Source organism: Asanoa iriomotensis (genome assembly GCF_016862515.1).
GTDB classification, from domain to species: Bacteria; Actinomycetota; Actinomycetes; order Mycobacteriales; family Micromonosporaceae; genus Asanoa; species Asanoa iriomotensis.
Window position 1 is genome coordinate 53,744 of sequence record NZ_BONC01000012.1, and the last position, 19,546, is coordinate 73,289.

The 19,546-nt window shown below is 73.2% G+C and carries 14 protein-coding genes and 2 pseudogenes; 4 read left to right on the forward strand and 12 right to left on the reverse strand.

Annotated features, from left to right (window positions below; all coding sequences use genetic code 11):
• Nucleotides 1-36: 36 nt before the first annotated feature.
• The 3 genes from thrC to Air01nite_RS11105 are packed head-to-tail and all read left to right on the forward strand — an operon-like array spanning nt 37 to nt 3,145.
• Nucleotides 37-1,230 carry a threonine synthase gene (gene thrC, locus Air01nite_RS11095; protein ID WP_203701928.1) on the forward strand — a complete coding sequence of 398 codons (1,194 nt, stop codon included), beginning with the start codon at nt 37-39 and terminating at the stop codon, nt 1,228-1,230.
• Nucleotides 1,227-1,913, forward strand: a complete 687-nt coding sequence (locus tag Air01nite_RS11100; protein WP_203701929.1) for a FadR/GntR family transcriptional regulator — start codon at nt 1,227-1,229, stop codon at nt 1,911-1,913. The genes thrC and Air01nite_RS11100 overlap by 4 nt, the downstream gene beginning before the upstream one ends.
• Entirely contained in the window at nt 1,910-3,145 is a 1,236-nt protein-coding gene (locus Air01nite_RS11105) for a metal-dependent hydrolase family protein (RefSeq protein ID WP_203701930.1), read from the forward strand. The genes Air01nite_RS11100 and Air01nite_RS11105 overlap by 4 nt, the downstream gene beginning before the upstream one ends.
• Here the strand turns inward: Air01nite_RS11105 and Air01nite_RS11110 are convergent.
• The 4 genes and pseudogenes from Air01nite_RS11110 to Air01nite_RS11120 form a co-directional block, all read right to left on the reverse strand.
• Nucleotides 3,053-4,639: an N-acyl-D-amino-acid deacylase family protein gene (locus tag Air01nite_RS11110; RefSeq protein WP_203701931.1), complete on the reverse strand. Its 1,587-nt coding sequence runs from the start codon at nt 4,637-4,639 to the stop codon at nt 3,053-3,055. The two genes, Air01nite_RS11105 and Air01nite_RS11110, sit on opposite strands and share 93 nt — an antisense overlap.
• A pseudogene (locus Air01nite_RS41875) lies at nt 4,632-5,738 on the reverse strand (transketolase-like TK C-terminal-containing protein); the annotation flags it as partial. The gene Air01nite_RS11110 and the pseudogene Air01nite_RS41875, both read right to left, overlap by 8 nt.
• Nucleotides 5,739-5,839: 101 nt before the next feature.
• Nucleotides 5,840-6,926 (reverse strand): annotated as a pseudogene (locus tag Air01nite_RS41880) (thiamine pyrophosphate-binding protein); the annotation flags it as partial.
• Nucleotides 6,923-8,227: an amidohydrolase gene (locus Air01nite_RS11120; protein WP_203701933.1), complete on the reverse strand. Its 1,305-nt coding sequence runs from the start codon at nt 8,225-8,227 to the stop codon at nt 6,923-6,925. The gene Air01nite_RS11120 and the pseudogene Air01nite_RS41880, both read right to left, overlap by 4 nt.
• Nucleotides 8,228-8,396: 169 nt before the next feature.
• On the opposite strand from Air01nite_RS11120, the gene Air01nite_RS11125 reads away from it, so the two are divergent.
• On the forward strand, nt 8,397-9,254 hold the full coding sequence (locus Air01nite_RS11125; RefSeq protein ID WP_203701934.1) for a fumarylacetoacetate hydrolase family protein: 858 nt from the start codon (nt 8,397-8,399) through the stop codon (nt 9,252-9,254).
• Here the strand turns inward: Air01nite_RS11125 and Air01nite_RS11130 are convergent.
• The 8 genes from Air01nite_RS11130 to Air01nite_RS11165 are packed head-to-tail and all read right to left on the reverse strand — an operon-like array spanning nt 9,239 to nt 19,509.
• On the reverse strand, nt 9,239-11,035 hold the full coding sequence (locus Air01nite_RS11130) for a S9 family peptidase (protein ID WP_203701935.1): 1,797 nt from the start codon (nt 11,033-11,035) through the stop codon (nt 9,239-9,241). The genes Air01nite_RS11125 and Air01nite_RS11130 overlap by 16 nt on opposite strands.
• The gene (locus Air01nite_RS11135; protein ID WP_203701936.1) at nt 11,028-12,140 is read right to left on the reverse strand and encodes a zinc-dependent alcohol dehydrogenase; all 1,113 of its coding nucleotides are present in this window, start codon (nt 12,138-12,140) and stop codon (nt 11,028-11,030) included. Before Air01nite_RS11135 ends, Air01nite_RS11130 begins: the two co-directional genes overlap by 8 nt.
• Nucleotides 12,140-13,114 carry a C-terminal binding protein gene (locus tag Air01nite_RS11140; protein ID WP_203701937.1) on the reverse strand — a complete coding sequence of 325 codons (975 nt, stop codon included), beginning with the start codon at nt 13,112-13,114 and terminating at the stop codon, nt 12,140-12,142. Before Air01nite_RS11140 ends, Air01nite_RS11135 begins: the two co-directional genes overlap by 1 nt.
• Nucleotides 13,111-14,202, reverse strand: a complete 1,092-nt coding sequence (locus Air01nite_RS11145; protein ID WP_203701938.1) for an aminotransferase class V-fold PLP-dependent enzyme — start codon at nt 14,200-14,202, stop codon at nt 13,111-13,113. Before Air01nite_RS11145 ends, Air01nite_RS11140 begins: the two co-directional genes overlap by 4 nt.
• A 2-nt stretch (nt 14,203-14,204) precedes the next feature.
• Nucleotides 14,205-16,061 (reverse strand): dipeptide ABC transporter ATP-binding protein, encoded by a 1,857-nt coding sequence (locus Air01nite_RS11150; protein ID WP_203701939.1) that lies wholly within the window; start codon nt 16,059-16,061, stop codon nt 14,205-14,207.
• Nucleotides 16,058-16,948 carry an ABC transporter permease gene (locus tag Air01nite_RS11155; RefSeq protein WP_203701940.1) on the reverse strand — a complete coding sequence of 297 codons (891 nt, stop codon included), beginning with the start codon at nt 16,946-16,948 and terminating at the stop codon, nt 16,058-16,060. Before Air01nite_RS11155 ends, Air01nite_RS11150 begins: the two co-directional genes overlap by 4 nt.
• A complete protein-coding gene (locus Air01nite_RS11160) occupies nt 16,945-17,946 on the reverse strand; it encodes an ABC transporter permease (RefSeq protein WP_203701941.1) in 1,002 nt (333 codons plus the stop codon). Before Air01nite_RS11160 ends, Air01nite_RS11155 begins: the two co-directional genes overlap by 4 nt.
• 3 nt (nt 17,947-17,949) lie before the next feature.
• Entirely contained in the window at nt 17,950-19,509 is a 1,560-nt protein-coding gene (locus tag Air01nite_RS11165; protein ID WP_203701942.1) for an ABC transporter substrate-binding protein, read from the reverse strand.
• Nucleotides 19,510-19,546 lie beyond the last annotated feature (37 nt).

Consider the following 19,546-nt stretch of genomic DNA (forward strand, 5'->3'; position numbering starts at 1 on the left):
TTGACGTTTGCTGGATCGCGGGCGTCCAATGGGTCGATGAGCGATCTCCTGCCGGTCGAGTTGCGGTGTGTCGTGTGTGACCAGGCGCATCCGTCCACAGTCGACGCTCATGTCTGCCCGCGGCACGAAGGGCTGGCCGGCATCCTCGACGTCGTCGTGTCACCTGGCCAGCCGGGTGCGGGCGAAGATCCGCTCGACCGCTATCGGACGCACCTGCCCCTGCCGGCGGCGCCGCGGGTCCTGCCCGCCGGATACCTTTCGCGAACCCCCTTGCTGCCCGCACCCCGGCTTGCCGCCCTGCTCGGCGTCGGGGAGCTGCTGATCAAGGACGAGAGCCGGCACCCGACCGGGTCGCTCAAGGATCGGTCGTCGGCGTTGGCCGTCGAGCTCGCCGCTTACGGCGGGTTCGGCGACATCGCGTGCGCGTCCACCGGGAACGCCGCGTCCAGTCTGGCCGGTGCCTGTGCCGTGGCCGGGCTGACCGCGCGGATCTTCGTGCCGGTCGGGACGCCCGCCGGGAAGCTTGCTCAGCTCGCCGCGTTCGGCGCGCGGGTCGTGCTCGTGCGCGGCAGCTATGACGACGCCTACTACCTGTGCGAGGACGCCGCCCGGGCGTTCGGGTGGTACGACCGCAACTGCGCCGTCAATCCGTACCTCATGGAAGGTAAGAAGACCTGCGGGCTCGAGCTGGCCGAGCAACTCCGTGACGGGCCCGCCGACTGGGTGAGCGTCGCGGTCGGTGACGGGTGCACGGTGGCCGCCATCGGCAAGGGGCTGGCCGAGGGCGGGCACGGCGCGTCGCGGCTGCTGGCCGTGCAGCCGGCGGGAGCCGCGCCGATCGTCGACGCGTTCGCCGCCGGGCGCGAGGAGATCGAGCCCGTCCACGCGCGGACCGTCGCCGACTCCGTCTCCGTCGGGCGGCCGCGCAACGCCGTCAAGGCGCTGCGGGCGGTGCGGGCCAGCGGCGGCGCGTTCTCGGCCGTCGACGACGCCGAGATCCTCGAGGCCATGCGGCTGCTCGGCGAGCACGCCGGTGTCTTCGCGGAACCCGGTGCGGCCGCCGGAATCGCCGCGATCCGGCAGGCCCGCGCCGACGGGCTGATCGGGCCGCGCGACCGCGTGGTGCACGTCGTCACAGGGAGCGGGCTCAAGACGCCGGGCGCCGTCACGGCTCCGTTTCCCGAGATCGAGCCGACGCTCGACGCCGTGCGCGCGGTGGTCGCGGCGTGACCGAACCCCCGTTCGTCCCGGTCCGCGGCGGGCGGCTCTACGAGGACGTCGTCGACCAGATCACGTACGCGATCCGCAGTGGTCGTTTCGTCGCCGGCGACCGGATCCCGGGCATCGACGACCTGGCCACGATGCTGGGCACGAGCCGGCCGACCGTACGCGAGGCCGTCGGTCTGCTCGCCGACGCCGGCGTGCTGCGGGTGACCCGCGGCCACACCGGCGGCGTCGAGGTGGCGACCTCGATCGTGCCGCCCGGTGTGCTGGGCCTCTCCCGGGCCGGGCAGCGCGCCACCCTGGCCGAGCTGACCGAGGCCCGCCGGCCGGTCGAGCAGGAGCTGGCCCGGCTCGCCGGGCAGCGCGGCACCGAGGAGAACTTCGCGGCGCTGGAGGCGGCGATCGGCATGCTGGCCCCCGCGCGCGGCAGGCCCGCGGAGTGGGTGCACGCCAACGACCTGTTCCACTACGAGATCGCCCGGGCGGCCCGCAGCCCGCGGCTCGCCCGCTACTCCCACGAGATCATGGAGGAGCTGGCGATCCTGCTGGACGGCTTCGACGAGAAGTACACCGACTACGCGCACACCGTGCACATCCACCAGGAGACGCTGCGGGCCCTGCGCAGCCGCGACCCGGGCCGGATCGCGGCGGTGATGGACGACCACCTGGGCGAGCTGGAGGACACATGATCACGATCGTCGGCGCCCGGGTGTTCATCGGCGACCGTCTGGTCGACACCACCGTGACCATCCACGGTGGACTGATCCACGCGGTGGGCGGCGAGCCCGCCGAGACCGTGATCGACGGTGCCGGCGCGACGCTGCTGCCCGGCCTGATCGACTGCCACACTCACCTGTGCGCCACGGCGACGCCCGACATCATCGCCCAGATGACCGGCGACAGCCCGACCCGCGCCGCCCTGCACGCGGCCCGCAACGCGCGCGCCCACCTGGACGCGGGCGTGACGACGGTCCGCGACTGCGGTGCCCTCGGCGGCGTCGCCATCGAGCTGGGGCGGGCGATCGACGACGGCCTGGTCGAGGGCGCCCGGGTCCAGGCGGCGGGCCTGGTCATCACGATCACCGGCGGCCACGGCCACTTCCTCGGCCGCGAGGCCGACGGCGTCGACGAGGTGCGCAAGGCCACCCGCCAGGCGGTCAAGGACGGCGCGGGCTTCATCAAGGTGATGTCGACCGGCGGCCTGCTCACACCGGGCGTGACCGCGGGCCGCACCGCGTACACACCCGACGAGCTGAAGGTCCTCGTCGACGAGGCACACAACGCCGGCCTGCGGGTGGCGACCCACGCGATCGGCAACGAGGGCATCAAGAACGCGCTGCGGGCGGGCGTCGACTCGGTCGAACACGGCTTCTACCTCGACGACGAGGCGATCGAACTGCTCCTCGCCCGCGAGGACGTCTACCTCGTGCCGACGCTGGCCGGTGTCGAGTGCGCCCTCGCACACGGCGACGGCCTCGCGCCGTGGCTGCGGGCCAAGTCGCAGGCGGTGGTCGAGGACCGGGCCGCGAGCTTCCGCCGCGCGCATGCGGCAGGTGTGCGGTTCGCCGCCGGCACCGACGCCGGCACGCCCTTCAACCCACACGGCGGCCTGCCGGAGGAGATCGCCCTGATGGCGGAGATCGGCCTCTCCCCCACCGAGGCGCTGCTCGCCGCCACCCGGAACGCGGCCGCCAACCTCGGCCTGGCCGACCGCCTCGGCACGATCGAGGTGGGCAAGACGGCCGACCTCGTCCTCGTCGACGGCGACCCCCTGGCCGACCTGGGCGCACTCCGCAAGGTCCGCCAGGTCATCCAGAACGGCGTCCCGTCACGCTCTTCCGACCACGCCGGGCAACGCACCCGTGAGTCGGCCGGCCGAGACGACGGCTGTGCCGTTGACCAGGACCTCGTCCATTCCTGACGGGAGCGCCACCAGGGCGTCCTCGCGCACCGGCGTGCCGACCCGGGCCGGGTCGAAGACCACGACGTCGGCGCGGTAGCCCGGTGCGATGACGCCGCGGTCCGTGACGCCGATCTGGGCCGCCGGCTCCGACGTCATCCGGGCCACCGCCTCGGGCAGCGGCACCAACCCCTCGTCGCGGACGAAGCGGGCGAGCATCTCCGGCACGTACCCCCAGTCCGACGCGCACATCGCGTGGCCGGCAAGAGGGCCGTCGAGCGCGCCGGTCAGGCCGTCGCCCATGACGAGGAAATCCGGCTGGGCAAGGGCCCAGCGCAGGTCGGCGTCCGCGAAGACGGGCTCGACCACGACCGCGTCGTAGAAGTCGTCGCCCGCCCGGCGCAGGATCTCCAGGACCACCTCGGGCAGTGCCAGGTCCCATTCAAGAGCCAGGTCGCCGAGGGTACGCCCGACCAGCGCGCCGTCGCTCCCGTCGGAGGCGACGTGGCAGGCCGCCGCTTCGCCGCCCGCCAGCGCGTCCACGAATCGCTGGTCCAGCGTCTCCAGCAGGCTGAAGTCCGCGAGCCGGCGCGCCACCTCGCGGCGCGGTGCGTCGCGCAGCGACATCGGGACCACGAACGTCGGCAGCGGCGTCGGGCCGTGCGTGAACGGGAAGACGTCCATCCGCGACCGGGTCCGGCACGCGCGCACCACGTCGACCGCCTGATAGAAGATCGAACGGTCGCTCGACGTGGGTCGCCGCACGAAATGTGAGAGCTGCAGTCGGCAGCCCGTCCGCTCCGCCACCGCCACCGCTTCCGAGGCCGCCGCCACGATCGCGTCCGTCCGATTGCGACAGTGCGAGGCGTAGAGGCCGCCGCGCTCACCGACCGGCCCGGCCACCGCGACCAACTCGGCGGTAGAAGCCGCCAGCCCTGGCGCGTACTCCAGTCCGGTCGAGAGGCCGACGGCCCCCGCGTCCATCGCCTCGGCCGCCAACCCGCGCAGGCGGGAAAGCTCGCCCGCGGAGAGGGCACGGGTCTCGAAACCCGCCACCGCCAGCCGCAGTGCACCATGCGCGACGAGCGGGAAGACGTTGACCCCGACACCCCGTGCCCGCAGCGCGTCGAGGTACTCGGGGAACGAACGCCAGCTCTGCGCGGAGTCCCAGGCGGCCCGCCAGCCGGGGATGTTCGTCGGCACCAGCGGCGCGGACCGGTCCGTCACCGGCGCCACGCCGTGCCCGCAGTTGCCCGTCACCACCGTGGTGATGCCCTGTGCCACGCTGCTCTGCGCCCGCCCGTCGACGGCCAGGGTGAAGTCCGCGTGGGAGTGGATGTCGACGAACCCCGGGCTGACCACCTTGCCCGAGACGTCCACCGTCCGCGACCCGCGCAGCGTCCCGGGCGCGCCCACCGCCGACACCAGGCCGTCGGCGACCGCGACGTCCGCGACCACCGGCGGCCCGCCGCGCCCGTCGACGACGGTGCCCCCGGTCAGCACCAGGTCAGCCATGCAGCGCCACCGCCGACAGCGCGGCGTTGACGATCGCTCCCGGTGCCAGGTCATGCAGCGCGTACAGGTCGGCGACGGTGCCCGACTGCCCGAACCCGTCCACGCCCAGCGGCACGCAGGCCACGCCGAGGGCGGAGCCCAGCCAGGCCATCGCGTGCGAGGCCGCGTCGTGCACGGTCACCAGCGGGACGCCGGGCGCGAACGCGGTCCGCAGCGCGCCGGGCAGCGCCGGCACCCGGGCCGACCGGATGCCCGCGCGCACCGCCGCCTGCCAGTCCGCGTACAGCCGGTCCAGCGACGTCACGTCGACCACGTGCGCGGCCACACCCTCGTCGGCCAGCTCGTCGGCCGCCGCCAGCACCTCGGGCAGCACCGCGCCGCTGCCGACGAGCTGGACCACCGCCTGCGGGCCGGCGTCGCGCAGCCGGTAGGCGCCGGCCAGCACCTGCCGCCGCAGCACCGCGTCGCCGAGTCGCGCCCGCGCCTCCTCGAACGGCGCCTGGTCGATCGGCCGGGTGGTGAGCCGGAAGTAGAAGGCACCGCGGCCGGCGGCCACCGCACCCAGGGCGGCGCAGAGCTGCCAGTCGAGGGCGGCGCCGTACGCCGGTTCCGCGAACGTCACGCCCGGCAGCTCCAACCCGAGCGACGCGGTGAGCGTCGACTGGTGGGCGCCACCCTCCGGTGCCAGCGTCACCCCTGACGGCGTGCCGGCCACGACGAAGCTCGCACCGCTGTAGGTCGCGTAGATGAACGCGTCGAGCCCGCGGCACACGAACGGGTCGTAGACCGTGCCCACCGGCAGCAGCGGCTGCCCCGACAGCTCCCCGGCCAGGCCGAGCTGGCCGAGCAGCATGAACAGGTTCATCTCGGAGATGCCCAGCTCGATGTGCTGCCCGGACGGCCCTTCGACCCAGCGCAGCACCGGATCGGTGGACCAGGTCGTCCGCGCGTCCGGTGCGAAGATCCCGGTGCGGTTGATGAAACCGGCGAGGTTCGTCGAGGTCGCCACGTCCGGCGCCGTCGTCACCAGATAGGGCGCCACGGACGGATCGCGGGCGAGATCGGTCAACACCCGGCCGAACATCTCCTGAGTGGACGCCCGCGCACCCACCCGCACGCCGGACCGCACGGGCACGATCGGCTGCTGCGGCGCCGGCCCCGACGAGCGGCCCAGCGCGGCCTGCCTGGCGGCGACCAGCTCTCCCGCGGGCGTCGACGGGTCGAGCCTGTCCCACTCGGTCGCGACCGTCAGCCCCGACGCGGCCCGCAGCGCGTCGACCTGCTCCCCGGTCAGCAACGCCGAGTGGTTGCGCGGGTGCCCGGCCGCCGGCAGATGCCAACCCTTCACGGTGTACGCGAACACGACGCTCGGCCGGTCGGTCACCCGGTCGCACTCGGCGTAGGCGGCCAGCAGGGCGGAGACGTCGTGCCCGCCCAGGTCCTGGAGCAGCAGAGCCAGGTCGTCGTCGGGCACGTCCGCGACCGCGGCGACGACCGGCGCCGGGGCACCGTCGAGGAACTGCTTGCGCAGCGGCTCCCCGGTCAGCCCGAACAGCGACTGGTAGTGCTCGTTCGGCATCCGGTCGAGCCAGTCCCGCAGCGCGTCGCCGCCGGTGCGGGCGAACGCCGCCCGCAGCCGCGAGCCGTACTTGACCTCCACCACGTGCCAGCCGGCCGCCGCGAACTGCGCCGACCACTGCGCCACCCGGATGCCCGGGACGACCCGGTCGAGCGACTGCCGGTTGAGGTCGACGACCCACATGACGTTGCCGAGCCCGGCGGTCGCGGGGTCGGCGACCGCCTCCCAGACACTGCCCTCGTCGAGCTCCGCGTCGCCGAGCACGGCGACGAACCGCGCGTGCGGGCGGGGACCGAAGTGGGCGTCCACGTACCGGCGGGTGGCGGCGGCGAACAGCGGCGCCGCCGCGCCCAGACCGACCGAACCGGTGGAGAAGTCGACGCCGTCGGGATCCTTCGTGCGCGACGGGTACGCCTGCAGCCCGCCCCGGGCGCGCAGCCGCGTGAGGTAGGCGGGATCCAGGTTGCCGAGCAGGTACTGGATCGCGTGGAACACCGGCGCCGCGTGGGGCTTGACCGAGACCCGGTCGGCGGGCCCCAGGTGTCCGAAGTAGAGCGCCGTGAGCACCGACACGAGCGACGCCGACGACGCCTGGTGGCCGCCGACCTTGACGCCGTCGCCGGTCTCGCGTTCGCGGTTGGCGGCGTCCACCATCCGCACGGCGAGCCACAGCACGCGCCGTTCGATCTCCCGCAGCGCCGCGCTCATGCCGGCCGCCCCGGCAGGAACGCCAGCGCGCCCGCGACGAGCGTCTCCACACCGCGGCGCAGCGTGGGCAGCCGGTCCGGCGCGTAGAACGGCGTGTGCTGCCCCGGCATCCGGGCCATCCGCTCGCGCAGGTCGCCGTCGGCCGCGTCCCACAGCGCGGCGGCGGTGCTGCCGTAGAACCACATCGTGGCCGGTATCCGCCGCACGGCGTGGGAGGCGTAGTAGGCGAAGTCCTCGCTGCCCTTGTTGGCCTCGGGCAGGTCGATCACGTCGGCGGCGCCGAACAGCTCCGCGTGCACGGCGCGGACCCGGGCCGTCACCGTGTCGTCGTTGTCCACCGCGATCGTGTGCTCGCACAGCTCGATCTCCGGTGGGCGGGGTGCCCGGCCGGTCACGGCCACGCCGTTCACGATCCGCTCCATGGCGGCCTGGAGCTGGTCCATCACGGGTTCGCTGGTGGCGCGCAGCGTCACCTCGAGCACCGCCTCGGGCGGGATGATGTTGGGCCGGGTGCCGGCATGCACCGAACCCACGGTCAGCACGGTCATCTCGTCAGGATCGACCTCGCGGGCCACGATCCCCTGCAGCAACACGATGGTCTGCGCGGCCAGCAGCACCGGGTCGACCGACCAGTGCGGCGCGGCACCGTGCGCGCCGCGCCCGTGGATGGTGATCCGGAAGTTCCGGCAGGCCGAGTACGCGATCCCGGCCTTGTGGTGCACCATCCCGGTGCGGGTGATCGCGCAGTGCTGTGCCAGCACCACGTCGGGCCGGGGGAACCGGTCGAAGAGCCCGTCGCCGAGCATCGCCTTGGCGCCCTGCATGGTCTCCTCGGCGGGCTGCGCGATCAGCACCAGCGTGCCGCGCCAGCGGTCGCGGTGCGCGGCCAGCAGCTGGGCGGCGCCGATCAGGCTCGCGGTGTGCAGGTCGTGGCCGCAGGCGTGCATGACGGGCACAGTCGTCCCGTCGGCGCGGGTGCCGACGGCGGTGCTCGCGTACGGCAGGCCAGTGTCCTCGGCGATCGGCAGTGCGTCGAAGTCGGCGCGGACCCCGACGACCGGCCCGGGGCCGTTGGTCAGCACGCCGACCACCCCGAGGCCGCCGACGCCCGGGGTCACCTCGAGCCCGGCGTCCTTGTAGCGGGCGCCGATGATGCCGGCGGTGCGGACCTCGGCGCCGGACAGCTCGGGGTTGGTGTGCAGGTCCTGGTAGAGGGTGTCGACCTCGGGCAGGACACCGTCGAGGTCGGCGAGGACCGCGCGGGCACGACCGGCGGCCTCCTGTGGTGACTCGGTGGCCATCGGATTCCTCCCCTGTGGAGCGGGTTCGAGCGACAGACTAGCTTTCGCTCTCGGGCGTACTCAAGGAAAAGCTCGCTTGTTTTCGAAACTCTATTGACTAGTCGAACACTTGGGCGTGATGCTGAGGCGGGCCGGGCGGCCGGCCCTTTGGCGCAGCAAGGAGCGGCACATGCGGATTGCCAACGTCGCCGGCCGGTTGACCGTCGTCACGCCCGCCGGCGGCATCGACGTCGAGCGCGCGAGCGGTGGCCGCTTCCCGGCGGACCCCGCCGCCGTCTACGACCGCTGGGCCGAGTTCACCGCGTGGGCGGCCGGCCTCGACGGTGCGGCCGAAGCCACGGCGGTCGACGAGGCCGATCTGGGCGCGCCGTCGCCCCGGCCCGCGCAGGTGTTCGCGATCGGCCTCAACTACGGCGCGCACGCGCTGGAGGCCGGCTACGACATCCCGGAAGTGCCGATCACGTTCACGAAGTTCCCGACCTGCATCACGGGCCCGCACGGCGAACTGCCGATCGTGGGTGACACCGTCGACTGGGAGGTCGAGCTGGTCGCGGTCGTCGGCCGGCGGGCCGACCACGTCACCACGGACGAGGCCTGGTCCTACATCGCGGGCCTCACGGTCGGGCAGGACTACTCGGAGCGCCGGGTGCAGACGCTCGGTCAGACGCCGCAGTTCAGCCTCGGCAAGTCGTTCCCCGGCTTCGGACCGACCGGCCCGTGGCTGGTCACCCTCGACGAGTTCGACGATCTCGACGACCTGCTGCTGGAGTGCACGGTCAACGGCGCGCTGATGCAGTCGGGCCGCACCCGCGACATGATCGTGTCGGTGCCGGGCCTGATCTCCCGCCTGTCGGCGGTGTGCCCGTTGCTGCCCGGCGACCTCATCTTCACGGGCACGCCCGAGGGCGTCGGCTCCGGCCGCACGCCGCCGGTCTACCTGCGCCCGGGCGACGAGGTGGTCAGCACCATCGAGCGCATCGGCGCGATCCGCCAGCGGTGCGTGGCCGCGGCTCACGCGTTCGTCTGAGTCGACGGGCGCAGGTGGCGGTCGAGGAAATCGTCGATCGCCGCCGCGCGGCGGGCCCGGCTCGACGGGCGGCCATGCAGGTTCATCAGGTGGCCCTCGCCGGGGATCCGGACCAGTGCGACGTCGCGGCCGAGCAGCCGCAGCGCGGCGTGCATCTGTTCGCTCTGCGCCACCGGGCAGACGTGGTCGTGCTCGGCGTGGACGAGCAGCAGGGGTGTGCGGATCCGGTCGGCGTGCACGAGCGGCGACCGGTCCACGAACCGCGGTGAGCTCCACGGCGGGCCGCCCATCGGGAGGTCGCAGAACGGTGACGCCCACGCGGCCAGGAAGTCGCTGATGCCGTTCTCGCTGACCGCGCAGGCGAACCGGTCCGTGTGGGCGATCGCCCACTGGGTCATGAAACCGCCGTAGCTGACGCCCCAGATCGCCATCCGCCGCGGGTCGATGCCGGGCAGCGCGGCCGCGGCGTCGACCGCCGCCGTGACGTCCTGCCAGTCGGCGCCGCCCCAGTCGCCGCGGATCGCGGTCGCGAACTCCTCGCCGTAGCCCTGGCTGCCGCGCGGGTTGAGGGTCAGCACCGCGTAGCCGCGCGCCGCCAGCCGCTGCACCTCGGCCGTGTGCCGCCAACCGACCGCGCCGTGGGGGCCGCCGTGCACGTTGACCAACAACGGCTGCCGGCCGCCGCCGTGTGCGGTCAGCCAGGCGTCGACCCCTTCGACGGGCACCGGTGTCATCGGCGCGGCGTCGCGTACCGCCGACGGATTGGCCTCCGTCACCGCGCGGGAGCGGCCGGTCGGCTCGTCGGCCACGTGGACGTCGCCGGGGTTGAGGGCGTCGCTGCGGACGAACGCGATCCGGCCGCCGCCGACCGACGGCGACAGGCAGGTGTGCGCGCCGTCGAAGACCCGGCCGCTGCGGCCGGACGCGGGTGCGAACCAGGCGAGGGGCCCGCGCCCGCCGACGGCCACCTCGGTGTAGATGCGGTCGCTGGCCGCGGACCAGACCACGGGCGCGTCGCCGGTGCCGCGCGGGTCGTCGCCGCGGACCGGGTTGCCGAGGCCGTGCGTCCAGTCGGTCGTCAGCTCCGCGGCGGGGGACGTCAGGAACAGCCGCAGGTTCACGTCGCCGGCGTCACCGTGCTTGTGCCCGAGGTAGGCCAGCCGGGCGCCGTCGGGGCACCACGCGAAGCCGCGCACCGGACCGGCGCCGTCGGTGACGCGCTCGATCTGGTCCGGGCCGGTCGCGACGCACAGGTCGCCCCATCCGCTGAACCGATCGGTGAGGAAGGCGAGCCGCGCGCCTTGCGGTGACCACTGTGGAGCACGAGCGTCACCGGGCAGCGTCCACTGCGGACGGCCATCCAGATCGACGACCTGGATCCGCCGATGGCGGCGGTAGAACCCGGGCAACCCGTCTACTCGTATACCATTGGCCGATTCGACAATCGCCGCGCGGGCAACAGCCAACAGGTGACCATCGGCCGACCAGACCGCCTCGGTGACCTCTCCCCCGCCCTGCCGGGCGATCTGCCGTTCCGCGCCGGTGGCCACGTCCACGACCCAGAGCGTCTCCCCGCGCGAGACCGCGAGCAGCCGGCCGTCGGGCGACCAGCGCGGCGCCGCGCCCGTGCCGAACCAGACCGTCGGCCCGCCACCGACCGGCACCACACCGACCCGGGAGGCCACCAGGTCCGCGTCGTGGTCGAGCGAGCGCGAGACGTACGCGACCCGCGTGCCGTCGGGTGACAGCCGCGGGTCGGCGAGCCAGCGTAGGTCAGTCACCGAAGTCGAGCACCGCGGTCAGCGGCGAGTCCTCGGCGAACAGCGCCTCGTAGGCCGTGGGCGCGTCCGCGAACGGCACCCGGACCGCCTTCATCACGTCGAGGTCGACGCGCCCCTCGGCGAGCAGGCGGACGAAGTGGCCCATGTTCCGGTTCTCGGTCCACCGCACGACGCTGATCGGCAGGTCGACGTTGTTCTCCTCGTAGACCGGGTCGTAGCGGCCGGGCCCGTACGCGATCGACGGCACGAACGTCGCCTGCGCGCCGAAGAACCGCGCCCGGTCGAGGTCCATCCCGAAGTCGCCGAGCGCGACCACCCGCCCGCCGGGCCGCAACAGGTCGAACGCGAAGTTCACCAGGGTGCTGCCCGGGTCGGCGGCGGCCACGATCACGGCGTCGACGCCGAACCCGCCGGTCAGGTCGCGTACCCGGGCAAGCTCCTCGGCACCGGTGTCGGTGAGCGTCGCGACCGCGCCCAACTGGGTCGCGAGCGCGAGCCGCGCGGTGTTGGTGTCGAGCGCGACCACGTAGACGCCTGCCGAGGCCGCGAGCTGGGCGATCAGCAGGCCGAGCATGCCGCTGCCGAAGAGGGCCACGGTCTCGCCGAAGCGGCACTCGGTGCGCCGCAGCGCCTCGATCGAGACCGCGCCCAGCGTGACGTGCGCCGCCGCGGCGAGGTCGACGCCGGCCGGCACCGGCACGGTCAGGTTGCGGGGCACGGCCACGAGCTCGCAGTGGTACGCGCACTGGCTGCCGCTGCAGGCGACCAGGTCACCGGGCCGCAGGTCGAGCACGTCCGCGCCGACCGCCACGACGGTGCCGGCGAGGCTGTAGCCGAGGGACGCCGCGTCGGTGGGCGGCATCTCCGGCATCCGGGTCTGGCCGCGCACCGCCCCGGACCGGACCGTGCGCCAGGTGTAGGCGGCGTTCGGGTACTCGTGCGCGTCCGCGACGCTGGTCCGGGTGGCGCGCACGATCGAGCGTTCGGTGCCCGGGCTGATCACCGAGTAGCGCGGGCGGACCAGCACGTCGCCGGGCCCGACCACGGGGTCCGGCACCTCGCGCAGGATGATCCCGCCGCCCTGGGCGAGAACCCGGCGGGGCATCAGCGGCCCGCCCGGGCGTGCGGCCGGACCTGCGGGTTGACGATCGCGTCGGTCCAGCCGGTGCGCAGCCATTCGACGGTGGCGCCGTACACCGCGCGGCGCAGGTCGCGTCCGGACTGCGGCGAGTTCGCCCCCTCGTGCGGGGTCAGGATCACGTTGTCGCGGCCGCGCAGCGGGTTGTCGGCCGGCAGCGGCTCCTGCTCGAAGACGTCCAGGGCCGCCGCACCGAGCCGGCCGGCGTCGAGCGCCTCCACCAGGGCGGCCTGGCTGACCACCCCGCCGCGGCTGGTGTTGACCAGGGTGGCGTCCGGCCGCATCAGGGCGAAGGCGTCGGCGTCGAACAGGTGGTGGGTCTCGGCGGTGAGCGGCACGTGGACGCTGACGAAGTCGGCGGAGGCCAGCAGTTCCTCGAAACCCACCTGACGCACCGACGGCGACGTGACGACCGGGTCGTAGCCGAGCACGGTGGCGCCGAACGCGGCCGCGACCTTGGCGACGTGGCTGCCGATGCGGCCGAGGCCGACCACGCCGACGGTGCTGCCGGCCAGCCGCTTCTGCTTCGCCGGCCCGTGCCGCCACAGGCCCTGCTGGCCCTGGCGGTCGCGGAAGACGACCTGCCGGGAGACGGCCAGGAGCATGGCGAGGGCGTGCTCGGCGACGTCCTCGGTGCAGTAGGCGGGCGCGTTGGCCACGGCGATGCCGAGCTCGGTGGCGGCGGCGACGTCGATCTGCTCGTAGCCGACGCCCCAGCGGATGGCGAGGCCGAGCTTGGGCAGTCGCTCCAGCACGTCGCGGGTGAGGTGCGGCGTCCACTCGACCCAGATCACGTCGGCGTCGCCGGCCGCTTCGACGAGGGCGTCGCCGTCGGCGGCCCGCACGACGGTCAGCGACGCGCCGGCCTCGGCCAGCGCGGCCTCCTCCTCGTCGTACGGTGCGAGGTCGCCGACGTACTCGAGCTGCACGACCGTGCTCATCGGGTGCTCCCTCTTTCCAGGTGCGGCGCCAGCACGTCGGCGACGAGCCGGGCCTGGGACAGGTCGTTGTAGAGGTGGAAGGACAGCCGGATCAGGGCGGCGGCGCCGGTGGGCGGCACCGAGGTCACGATGTTCGCCGCGCGCAGGGCCGCCGCGGCGCCGCCGGTGACCGGCACGGCCAGCACCGACGAGCCGGTGGGCGGCAGGCCGAGCAGCTTGGCGGCCTCGTCGGCGAGGCCGACGCACCAGTCACGCCGCTCGGTGGCCGGGACGCCGGCGAGGAACTCCAGGGCGGGCACGGCTCCGACCCACGCGTGCCAGGCGAGCGAGACGTCGTAGCGGGCGGCCGTCGGCGCGAGGTCGGCGAGCGAGGGCCCGTAGTAGTGGGCGTACGCGTCGCCGGCGGACCGCCAGGACGCGACCGCGGCCGGCACCTGGTCCCAGCGCTCCCGCGCGACCCGCATCAGCGCGACGCCGCGCGGGCAGAGCAGGTGCTTGTAGGCGGCGACGAGCACGTAGTCGAGGCCGAGCGCGACCGCGTCGACGGGCAGCACGCCGGCGGCGTGGGTGGCGTCGACGAGCACTGCCGCTTCCACGGCCCGGGCGGCGGCGGCGACCGCCGCGAGATCCTGCACGCGGCCGTCGTTCGAGCGCACGTGGCTGGTCGCCACCAGCGTGGTGTCGGGGCCGACCTCGTCGGCGAGGGCGTCGAACGGCACCTGCCGCACCCGGATCCCGCGGGCCTGTGCGACGACGAGGGCGGGCAACAGCACCGAGGCGAACTCGCCCTGTGGCACCACGATCTCGCCGCCGGCAGCCAGCGAGCCGAGCACGACGCCCGCGCCGACGGACACGGCGGGCAGCAGGGCGATCTCGTCGACCGGTGCGCCCAGCAGCGGCGCGGCGGCGGCGCGGGCGCGTTCGGCAGGTGCGTCCCAGTCGCGTACCCAGTCGGCCGATCCTTCCTGCCACGCCCCGAGCGCATCCGAAAGGGCGGTCACGGTGCCTGCGGTGGGCAGGCCGTACCCGGCGGTGTTGAGGTAGGTGCGGTCGAGGGGCGCGAACTCGGCCCGCGCGGCGGGATGCACGGTCAGGACCCTCCACTCAGGAACTCCGCGGCCCGGTCCGGGTCGGGCACGGCGGCGATGAGCTCCTTCGTGTACGGGTGGGTCGGCTCCCGCAGCAGCCGGGTGGTCGGCCCGGCCTCGCGGATCGCGCCGTTCTGCAGGATGATCGCTTCGTCGGCGACCGCCCGCAGCACGCCCAGGTCGTGGGTCACGAACACCACGGTCAGCTCCCGTTCGGCCTGCAGGCCCACCAGCAGCTCCAGGATGGACGCCTGGACCGACACGTCGAGCGCCGACGTGACCTCGTCGCAGAGCAGCACCTCGGGCTCGGCGAGCAGGGCCCGGCCGATCGCGACGCGCTGGCGCTGCCCTCCCGACAGGTTGCGCGGGTAGCGGTCGAGCAGGTCGGGTGCGAGCCGCACCTGGCGCATCATCGCCGCCACCGCGTCGCGCCGGTCGCGTTTGGCGATGTCGGGCCGGAACAGCTTGAGCGGCCGTTCCAGGGACTGGTAGACGGTGTGCCGCGGGTTGAGGGTGGCGTCCGGGTTCTGGAACACGATCTGGATGGCCCGGCGCAGCGCGACAGGCCGTTCGCCGGCCGTGCTGGCCAGGGCGGCACCGCGGTAGCTGATCGTGCCGGACGACGGGCGCACCAGGCCGGCGATCGCGCGCAGCAGCGTGGACTTGCCGCTGCCGCTCTCCCCCGCGATGCCCAGCGCGCGGCCGGCCGGCACGCGCACGGAGACGTCGTCGACGGCCACGAACGGCTCGCCGGAGCCGGGCCGGGCGAACACGACGCCGACGTTGTCGACGGTGAGGATCGCGTCGAGGTCCTTGGCCGCCGTCGCGCGGTCGACCACGACGGCCGTGGTGTGCTCGGCTGACGGATCGAAGGTCGGCAGCTCGTCGAGGCGGATGCACCGGGCGGCGCGGTCGTCGGCCAGGGCGACCAGCGGGATGTCGGTCTCGCAGGCGTCCGTGCGGAAGGTGCACCGTTGCGCGAACCCGCAGGTGTGCACCGGCACCGACGGGCGTGGGATGCCGGGGATGCCGTGCAGCGGCCGGTCGGAGGCGATCGTGGGCACGGCACCGATCAGGGCCGCCGTGTACGGGTGCCGCGGCGCGGCGTACACCTGGGCGGCTATGCCCTGTTCGACGATCTGCCCGGCGTACATGATGGCCAGCTCGTCGCAGACGGTGGCCAGCAGCGCCAGGTTGTGGCTGACGTAGAGCGCGGCGATGCCGGCGTCGCGGGCCAGGGTCACGATCAGCCGGTTGACGTGTGCCTGGGTGACCACGTCGAGCCCGGTCGTCGGCTCGTCGAGGATGAGCACCTCGGGCTCGACCGAGAGCGCCAGCGCGAGCGCGATGCGCTGCTGCTGGCCGCCGCTGAACTGGTGCGGATATTTGTGCAGCGCGGTCTCCGGCTCGGGGATCTCGACCCGGGCCAGCCATTCGGCGCTGCGCGCGACCGCGGCGGCGGTGTCGAGGCCGCGATGGCGGCGCAACCCTTCGACGAAGTGGCGGCGGATCGTCAGCGCCGGGTTGAGCGAGGTCGCCGTGTCCTGCGGCAGGTAGGCGAGCCGGGCTCCCCAGACCTTGCGCAGCTCCTTGATGGACGCCCCGTCGAGGTCGCGTCCGTCGAACGCCACGCGGCCGGCGAGCGTCTCCTGGCCGGATACGCGGTAGCCCAGCAGCGACAGGGCGAGGGTGCTCTTGCCGGAGCCGGACTCGCCGGCCAGCCCGAGGATCTGTCCGGAGTGGAGTGTGACGGTCACGTCGGCCAGCACCTGGGTCAGGCCGCCCCGGGCGCGGTAGCCGACGGAGAGGCCCTCGGCGGCCAGGTCGCCGTCGGTGCGCGCGGTCTGTGTCGTCGTCATACCATCAGCCGTTCGTGGATGCGGTCGCCGAAGAACTGGGTCAGCGCGTCGGCGATGAGATTGACGGCGATGGCCAGCACGCCGATCAGCAGCGCGGGCACGAGCACGCCGACCGGGGAGACCAGCAGCAGCGCCCGGTTCTGGGCGACCATCACGCCCCAGTTGGCGCTGGGCGGTTGGACGCCGAGGCCGAGGAAGCTCAACGAGGCGATGAACATGATGGCGTACGTGAACCGCAGGGCGATCTCGACGAGCAGGGTCGGCCCGATGTTCGGTGTGATCTCGCGGAACAGGATCCACCCGAGGGACTCCCCTCGGGCGCGGGCGGCGAGCACGAACTCGCGGGGTGCGATCGCCTGCGTCGCGGACCTGATGACCCGGGTGATGTAGGGCGCGTAGACGACCGCGACCGCGGTGACCACCACCGCTCCCCCGCCGCCGAAGGCCGCGACGACGACCAGCACGGCGAGGTACGACGGTATCGCCAGGGCGATGTTGATGACCCAGGTGACGACCGCGTCGACCTTGCCGCCGAGGTAGCCGGCGACGAGGCCGACGAGGGTGGCGACCACCATGGCGGCGGAGACGGCGAGCAGCGGCAGCAGGATCACGGACGCGCCGCCGTGCAGGACACGGCTGAGGATGTCGCGGCCGTAGGAGTCGGTGCCGAGCCAGTGCTGCGCCGATGGGCCGAGGATCGGCTGGTCGCTGATCTCGTTGGGCGAGTCGGGCGCGATGAACGGCCCGACCACCACGAGAGCCAGGAGCAGCAGGAGCAGGCCGACACCGAAGCCGCCCTGCGGTATGGCCAGGAAGCTGCGCAGGCTGCGCTGCCGCGGCAGCGGCACGTCCGCCGCCGTCACGTTCTTCAGGACGTCCGCGCTCATCGGACCGCGTCCCGCAGCTTGGGCGTCACGTACACGACGATGGCGTCGGCGGCGAGGTTGGCGACGACGAACAGCGCGCCGATCATCAGTGCCAGGGCTTCGACCACGGGGGCGTCCCGGGAGGCGGCCGACTGGGCCAGCAGTTGGCCCATGCCGGGGAAGCCGAACAGGGTTTCCGCGACCACCACGCCTCCGATCAGACCGGCGAACTGGAGGCCCAGCGCGGTGACCACCGGCGGGGCCGCGTTGGGCAGGATGTGCCGCAGCGACAGCGACGGCTCGGTGACGCCGCGCAGCACCGCGGCCCGCACGTAGGTCTCCGACGCCACCTCGCGCGCGTTGGCCCGCATGAGCCGGATGATGTACGGGATGGTGCCGAGCGCGATCGTGATGGCCGGCAGCACGTAGGCGGACGGGCTGTCGAACAGGCCGCCGTAGCTGACCGCGGTGGAGTCGACCGGCAGCCAGGCGAGCCAGACGCCGAGCAGGATCGCCAGCATCAGGCCGAGGACGAACTCCGGGAACGCGGCGACGATCAGCGTCACGAACGTCAGGGAGGCGTCGCGCCGGCCGCGCAGGCGCACACCCGACCAGAGGCCGATCGGCACCGAGACGACCACGGTGAGCACCCAGGAGAGCAGCACGAGGACGATCGACGGGCCGAGCCGCGGCGAGATGACGTCCCAGACCGGGCCGTTCGACTGGTACGAGGTGCCGAGGTCGCCGCGGAACACGCCGCCGAGCCATTCGAGGTAGCGCACCACCACGGGCTGGTCGAGGTGGTGCAGTTGCTGGAACGCGGCCACCTGCTCGTCGGTGGCGTACTGGCCGAGGATGTCGCGCGCGGGGTCGCCGGCGATCGCGGTCAGCCCGAAGATGACGATGGTGATCGCGAAGAGGGTCACCAGCAGCGTGATGAGCTGCCGGACGAGGTAGGGCAGGCGGCGGGGCGCCCTCGTCGCGCGAGGACGCCCGGCCTGCTGTGCGGTCTGCGTCATGGGCTAGCTGAGGAACGCGCCGGCCAGGTACATGTGCGCGCCGTTGGACGCGTCGAGACCCTGTACGCGCTTGTTCTTCCCGTACACCTGCCCCTCCCAACCGGGGATCACGTTGGCCGCACCATCGTTGACGATCGTGAGGGCGTCCGTGAAGAGCTGCTTCTGCTTCGCCTCGTCCGCGGTCGCGGTGGCCTGTGCCACGAGCTCGTCGAACTGCGGGTTGCTGAAGTGGGTGATGTTGAGGTCGCCGCCCTTGCTGTAGAGCCGGGGCAGGGCCTGCGAGACGTGCAGGCGGGCCACGCTGATGCCGATGGCCGGCTTCTTCTTGAAGATGTCGGTGAAGAAGGTGGCGTGCGGCCAGGTGATGACGTTGGCGTTGATGCCGGCCGCCTCGGCGGTGCTCTTGAAGCTCACGGCGGTGTCGAGCTTGTCGCCCTCGTACGCGTAGACGTCGAAGGTGAAGGTGCCGCTGACGCCCGCCTCCTTGAGCAGCGCCTTGGCCCTGTCGGGGTCGTAGGGGCGCGGCTGCAGGCCGGAGGGGAAGAACGGGTCCTCCGGCGGGATCGGGATGTCGGGCGAGATGATGTCGATGCCGGGTGCGACGACCGACATGATCTTCTTGCGGTCGGCGGCGTACTGCATCGCCTCGATGATCTTGTGGTTGTCGAAGGGTGCCGTGTCACCGAACATGGTCAGCCCGACCCAGCCGCCGTTCTTCAGCATGTACGGCTCGACGCTGCCCTTGAGCAGCAGCGTGTTGGCGCCGGTGATGTTGTCGACGACGTCCTGGCTGCCGGAGGTGACGGCCTGGAGCCGGGTGGCGTCCTCGGCGATGACGACGATCTGGATGGCGTCGAGGTAGGGCTTGCCGTCCTGCCAGTAGCCGTCGAACCGGGTCAGCGACGTGCGGGCGGCGGCGTCGAAGCCGGCGAGCGTGAACGGGCCGGTGCCGTTGCCCTTGCTGAAGTCGGTGGTGCCGTCCTTGACGATGCTGAAGCCGGCGTGCGACACCATCACCGGGATGAACGCGTTGGGCTTGGTCAGCGTCAGCTTGACCGTGCCCTGGTCGGCGGCGGTGATGCCGGACGCCTGGAGGTACGGCCCGATCTGCGCGAGACCGACCGCCGCCAGGGCCGGGTCGAGGATCCGCTTGAACGAGTAGACGACGTCCTGTGCGGTCAGCGGGCTGCCGTCGTGGAACTTCACGCCGGGCCGGAGCTTGAACGTCCACGTCAGAGAGTCCGGTGTGGACGACCACTCGGTGGCCAGCGCCGGCGTCAGCTGGTAGTTCTGGTCGGCGCGGACCAGGGTGTCGTAGCAGTTGGTGGCGATCAGCAGCGGCATGGTGCCGCCGGCCTTGGCGGGGTCGGCGACCTGGGTCGCGTTGCCGGCGGCCACCGCCCAGCGCAGCGTGCCGCCCTTCTTGGGCGCGCCCGCAGCGGCGGATCCGGCCGGTGCCGGGGAGCCGTCGTCGCCGCAGGCGGCAAGCCCGAAGAGCCCGACGCCGAGGGCAGCGCCGGCACCCGTCTTCAGCATCGTCCGTCGATTGATCACATTCGTCATGAGGGGGTCTCCGATCGCGATCAGTTCGTGCGTGGTG

Excerpts from the sequence above, each read along its gene's own strand:
- thrC (WP_203701928.1), top strand. The coding sequence starts at position 37 with ATGAGCGATCTCCTGCCGGTCGAGTTGCGGTGTGTCGTGTGTGACCAG.
- Air01nite_RS11105 (WP_203701930.1), top strand. The coding sequence starts at position 1,910 with ATGATCACGATCGTCGGCGCCCGGGTGTTCATCGGCGACCGTCTGGTC.
- Air01nite_RS11110 (WP_203701931.1), bottom strand. The coding sequence starts at position 4,639 with ATGGCTGACCTGGTGCTGACCGGGGGCACCGTCGTCGACGGGCGCGGC.
- Air01nite_RS11120 (WP_203701933.1), bottom strand. The coding sequence starts at position 8,227 with ATGGCCACCGAGTCACCACAGGAGGCCGCCGGTCGTGCCCGCGCGGTC.
- Air01nite_RS11125 (WP_203701934.1), top strand. The coding sequence starts at position 8,397 with ATGCGGATTGCCAACGTCGCCGGCCGGTTGACCGTCGTCACGCCCGCC.
- Air01nite_RS11135 (WP_203701936.1), bottom strand. The coding sequence starts at position 12,140 with ATGCCCCGCCGGGTTCTCGCCCAGGGCGGCGGGATCATCCTGCGCGAG.
- Air01nite_RS11140 (WP_203701937.1), bottom strand. The coding sequence starts at position 13,114 with ATGAGCACGGTCGTGCAGCTCGAGTACGTCGGCGACCTCGCACCGTAC.
- Air01nite_RS11150 (WP_203701939.1), bottom strand. The coding sequence starts at position 16,061 with ATGACGACGACACAGACCGCGCGCACCGACGGCGACCTGGCCGCCGAG.
- Air01nite_RS11155 (WP_203701940.1), bottom strand. The coding sequence starts at position 16,948 with ATGAGCGCGGACGTCCTGAAGAACGTGACGGCGGCGGACGTGCCGCTG.
- Air01nite_RS11160 (WP_203701941.1), bottom strand. The coding sequence starts at position 17,946 with ATGACGCAGACCGCACAGCAGGCCGGGCGTCCTCGCGCGACGAGGGCG.
- Air01nite_RS11165 (WP_203701942.1), bottom strand. The coding sequence starts at position 19,509 with ATGACGAATGTGATCAATCGACGGACGATGCTGAAGACGGGTGCCGGC.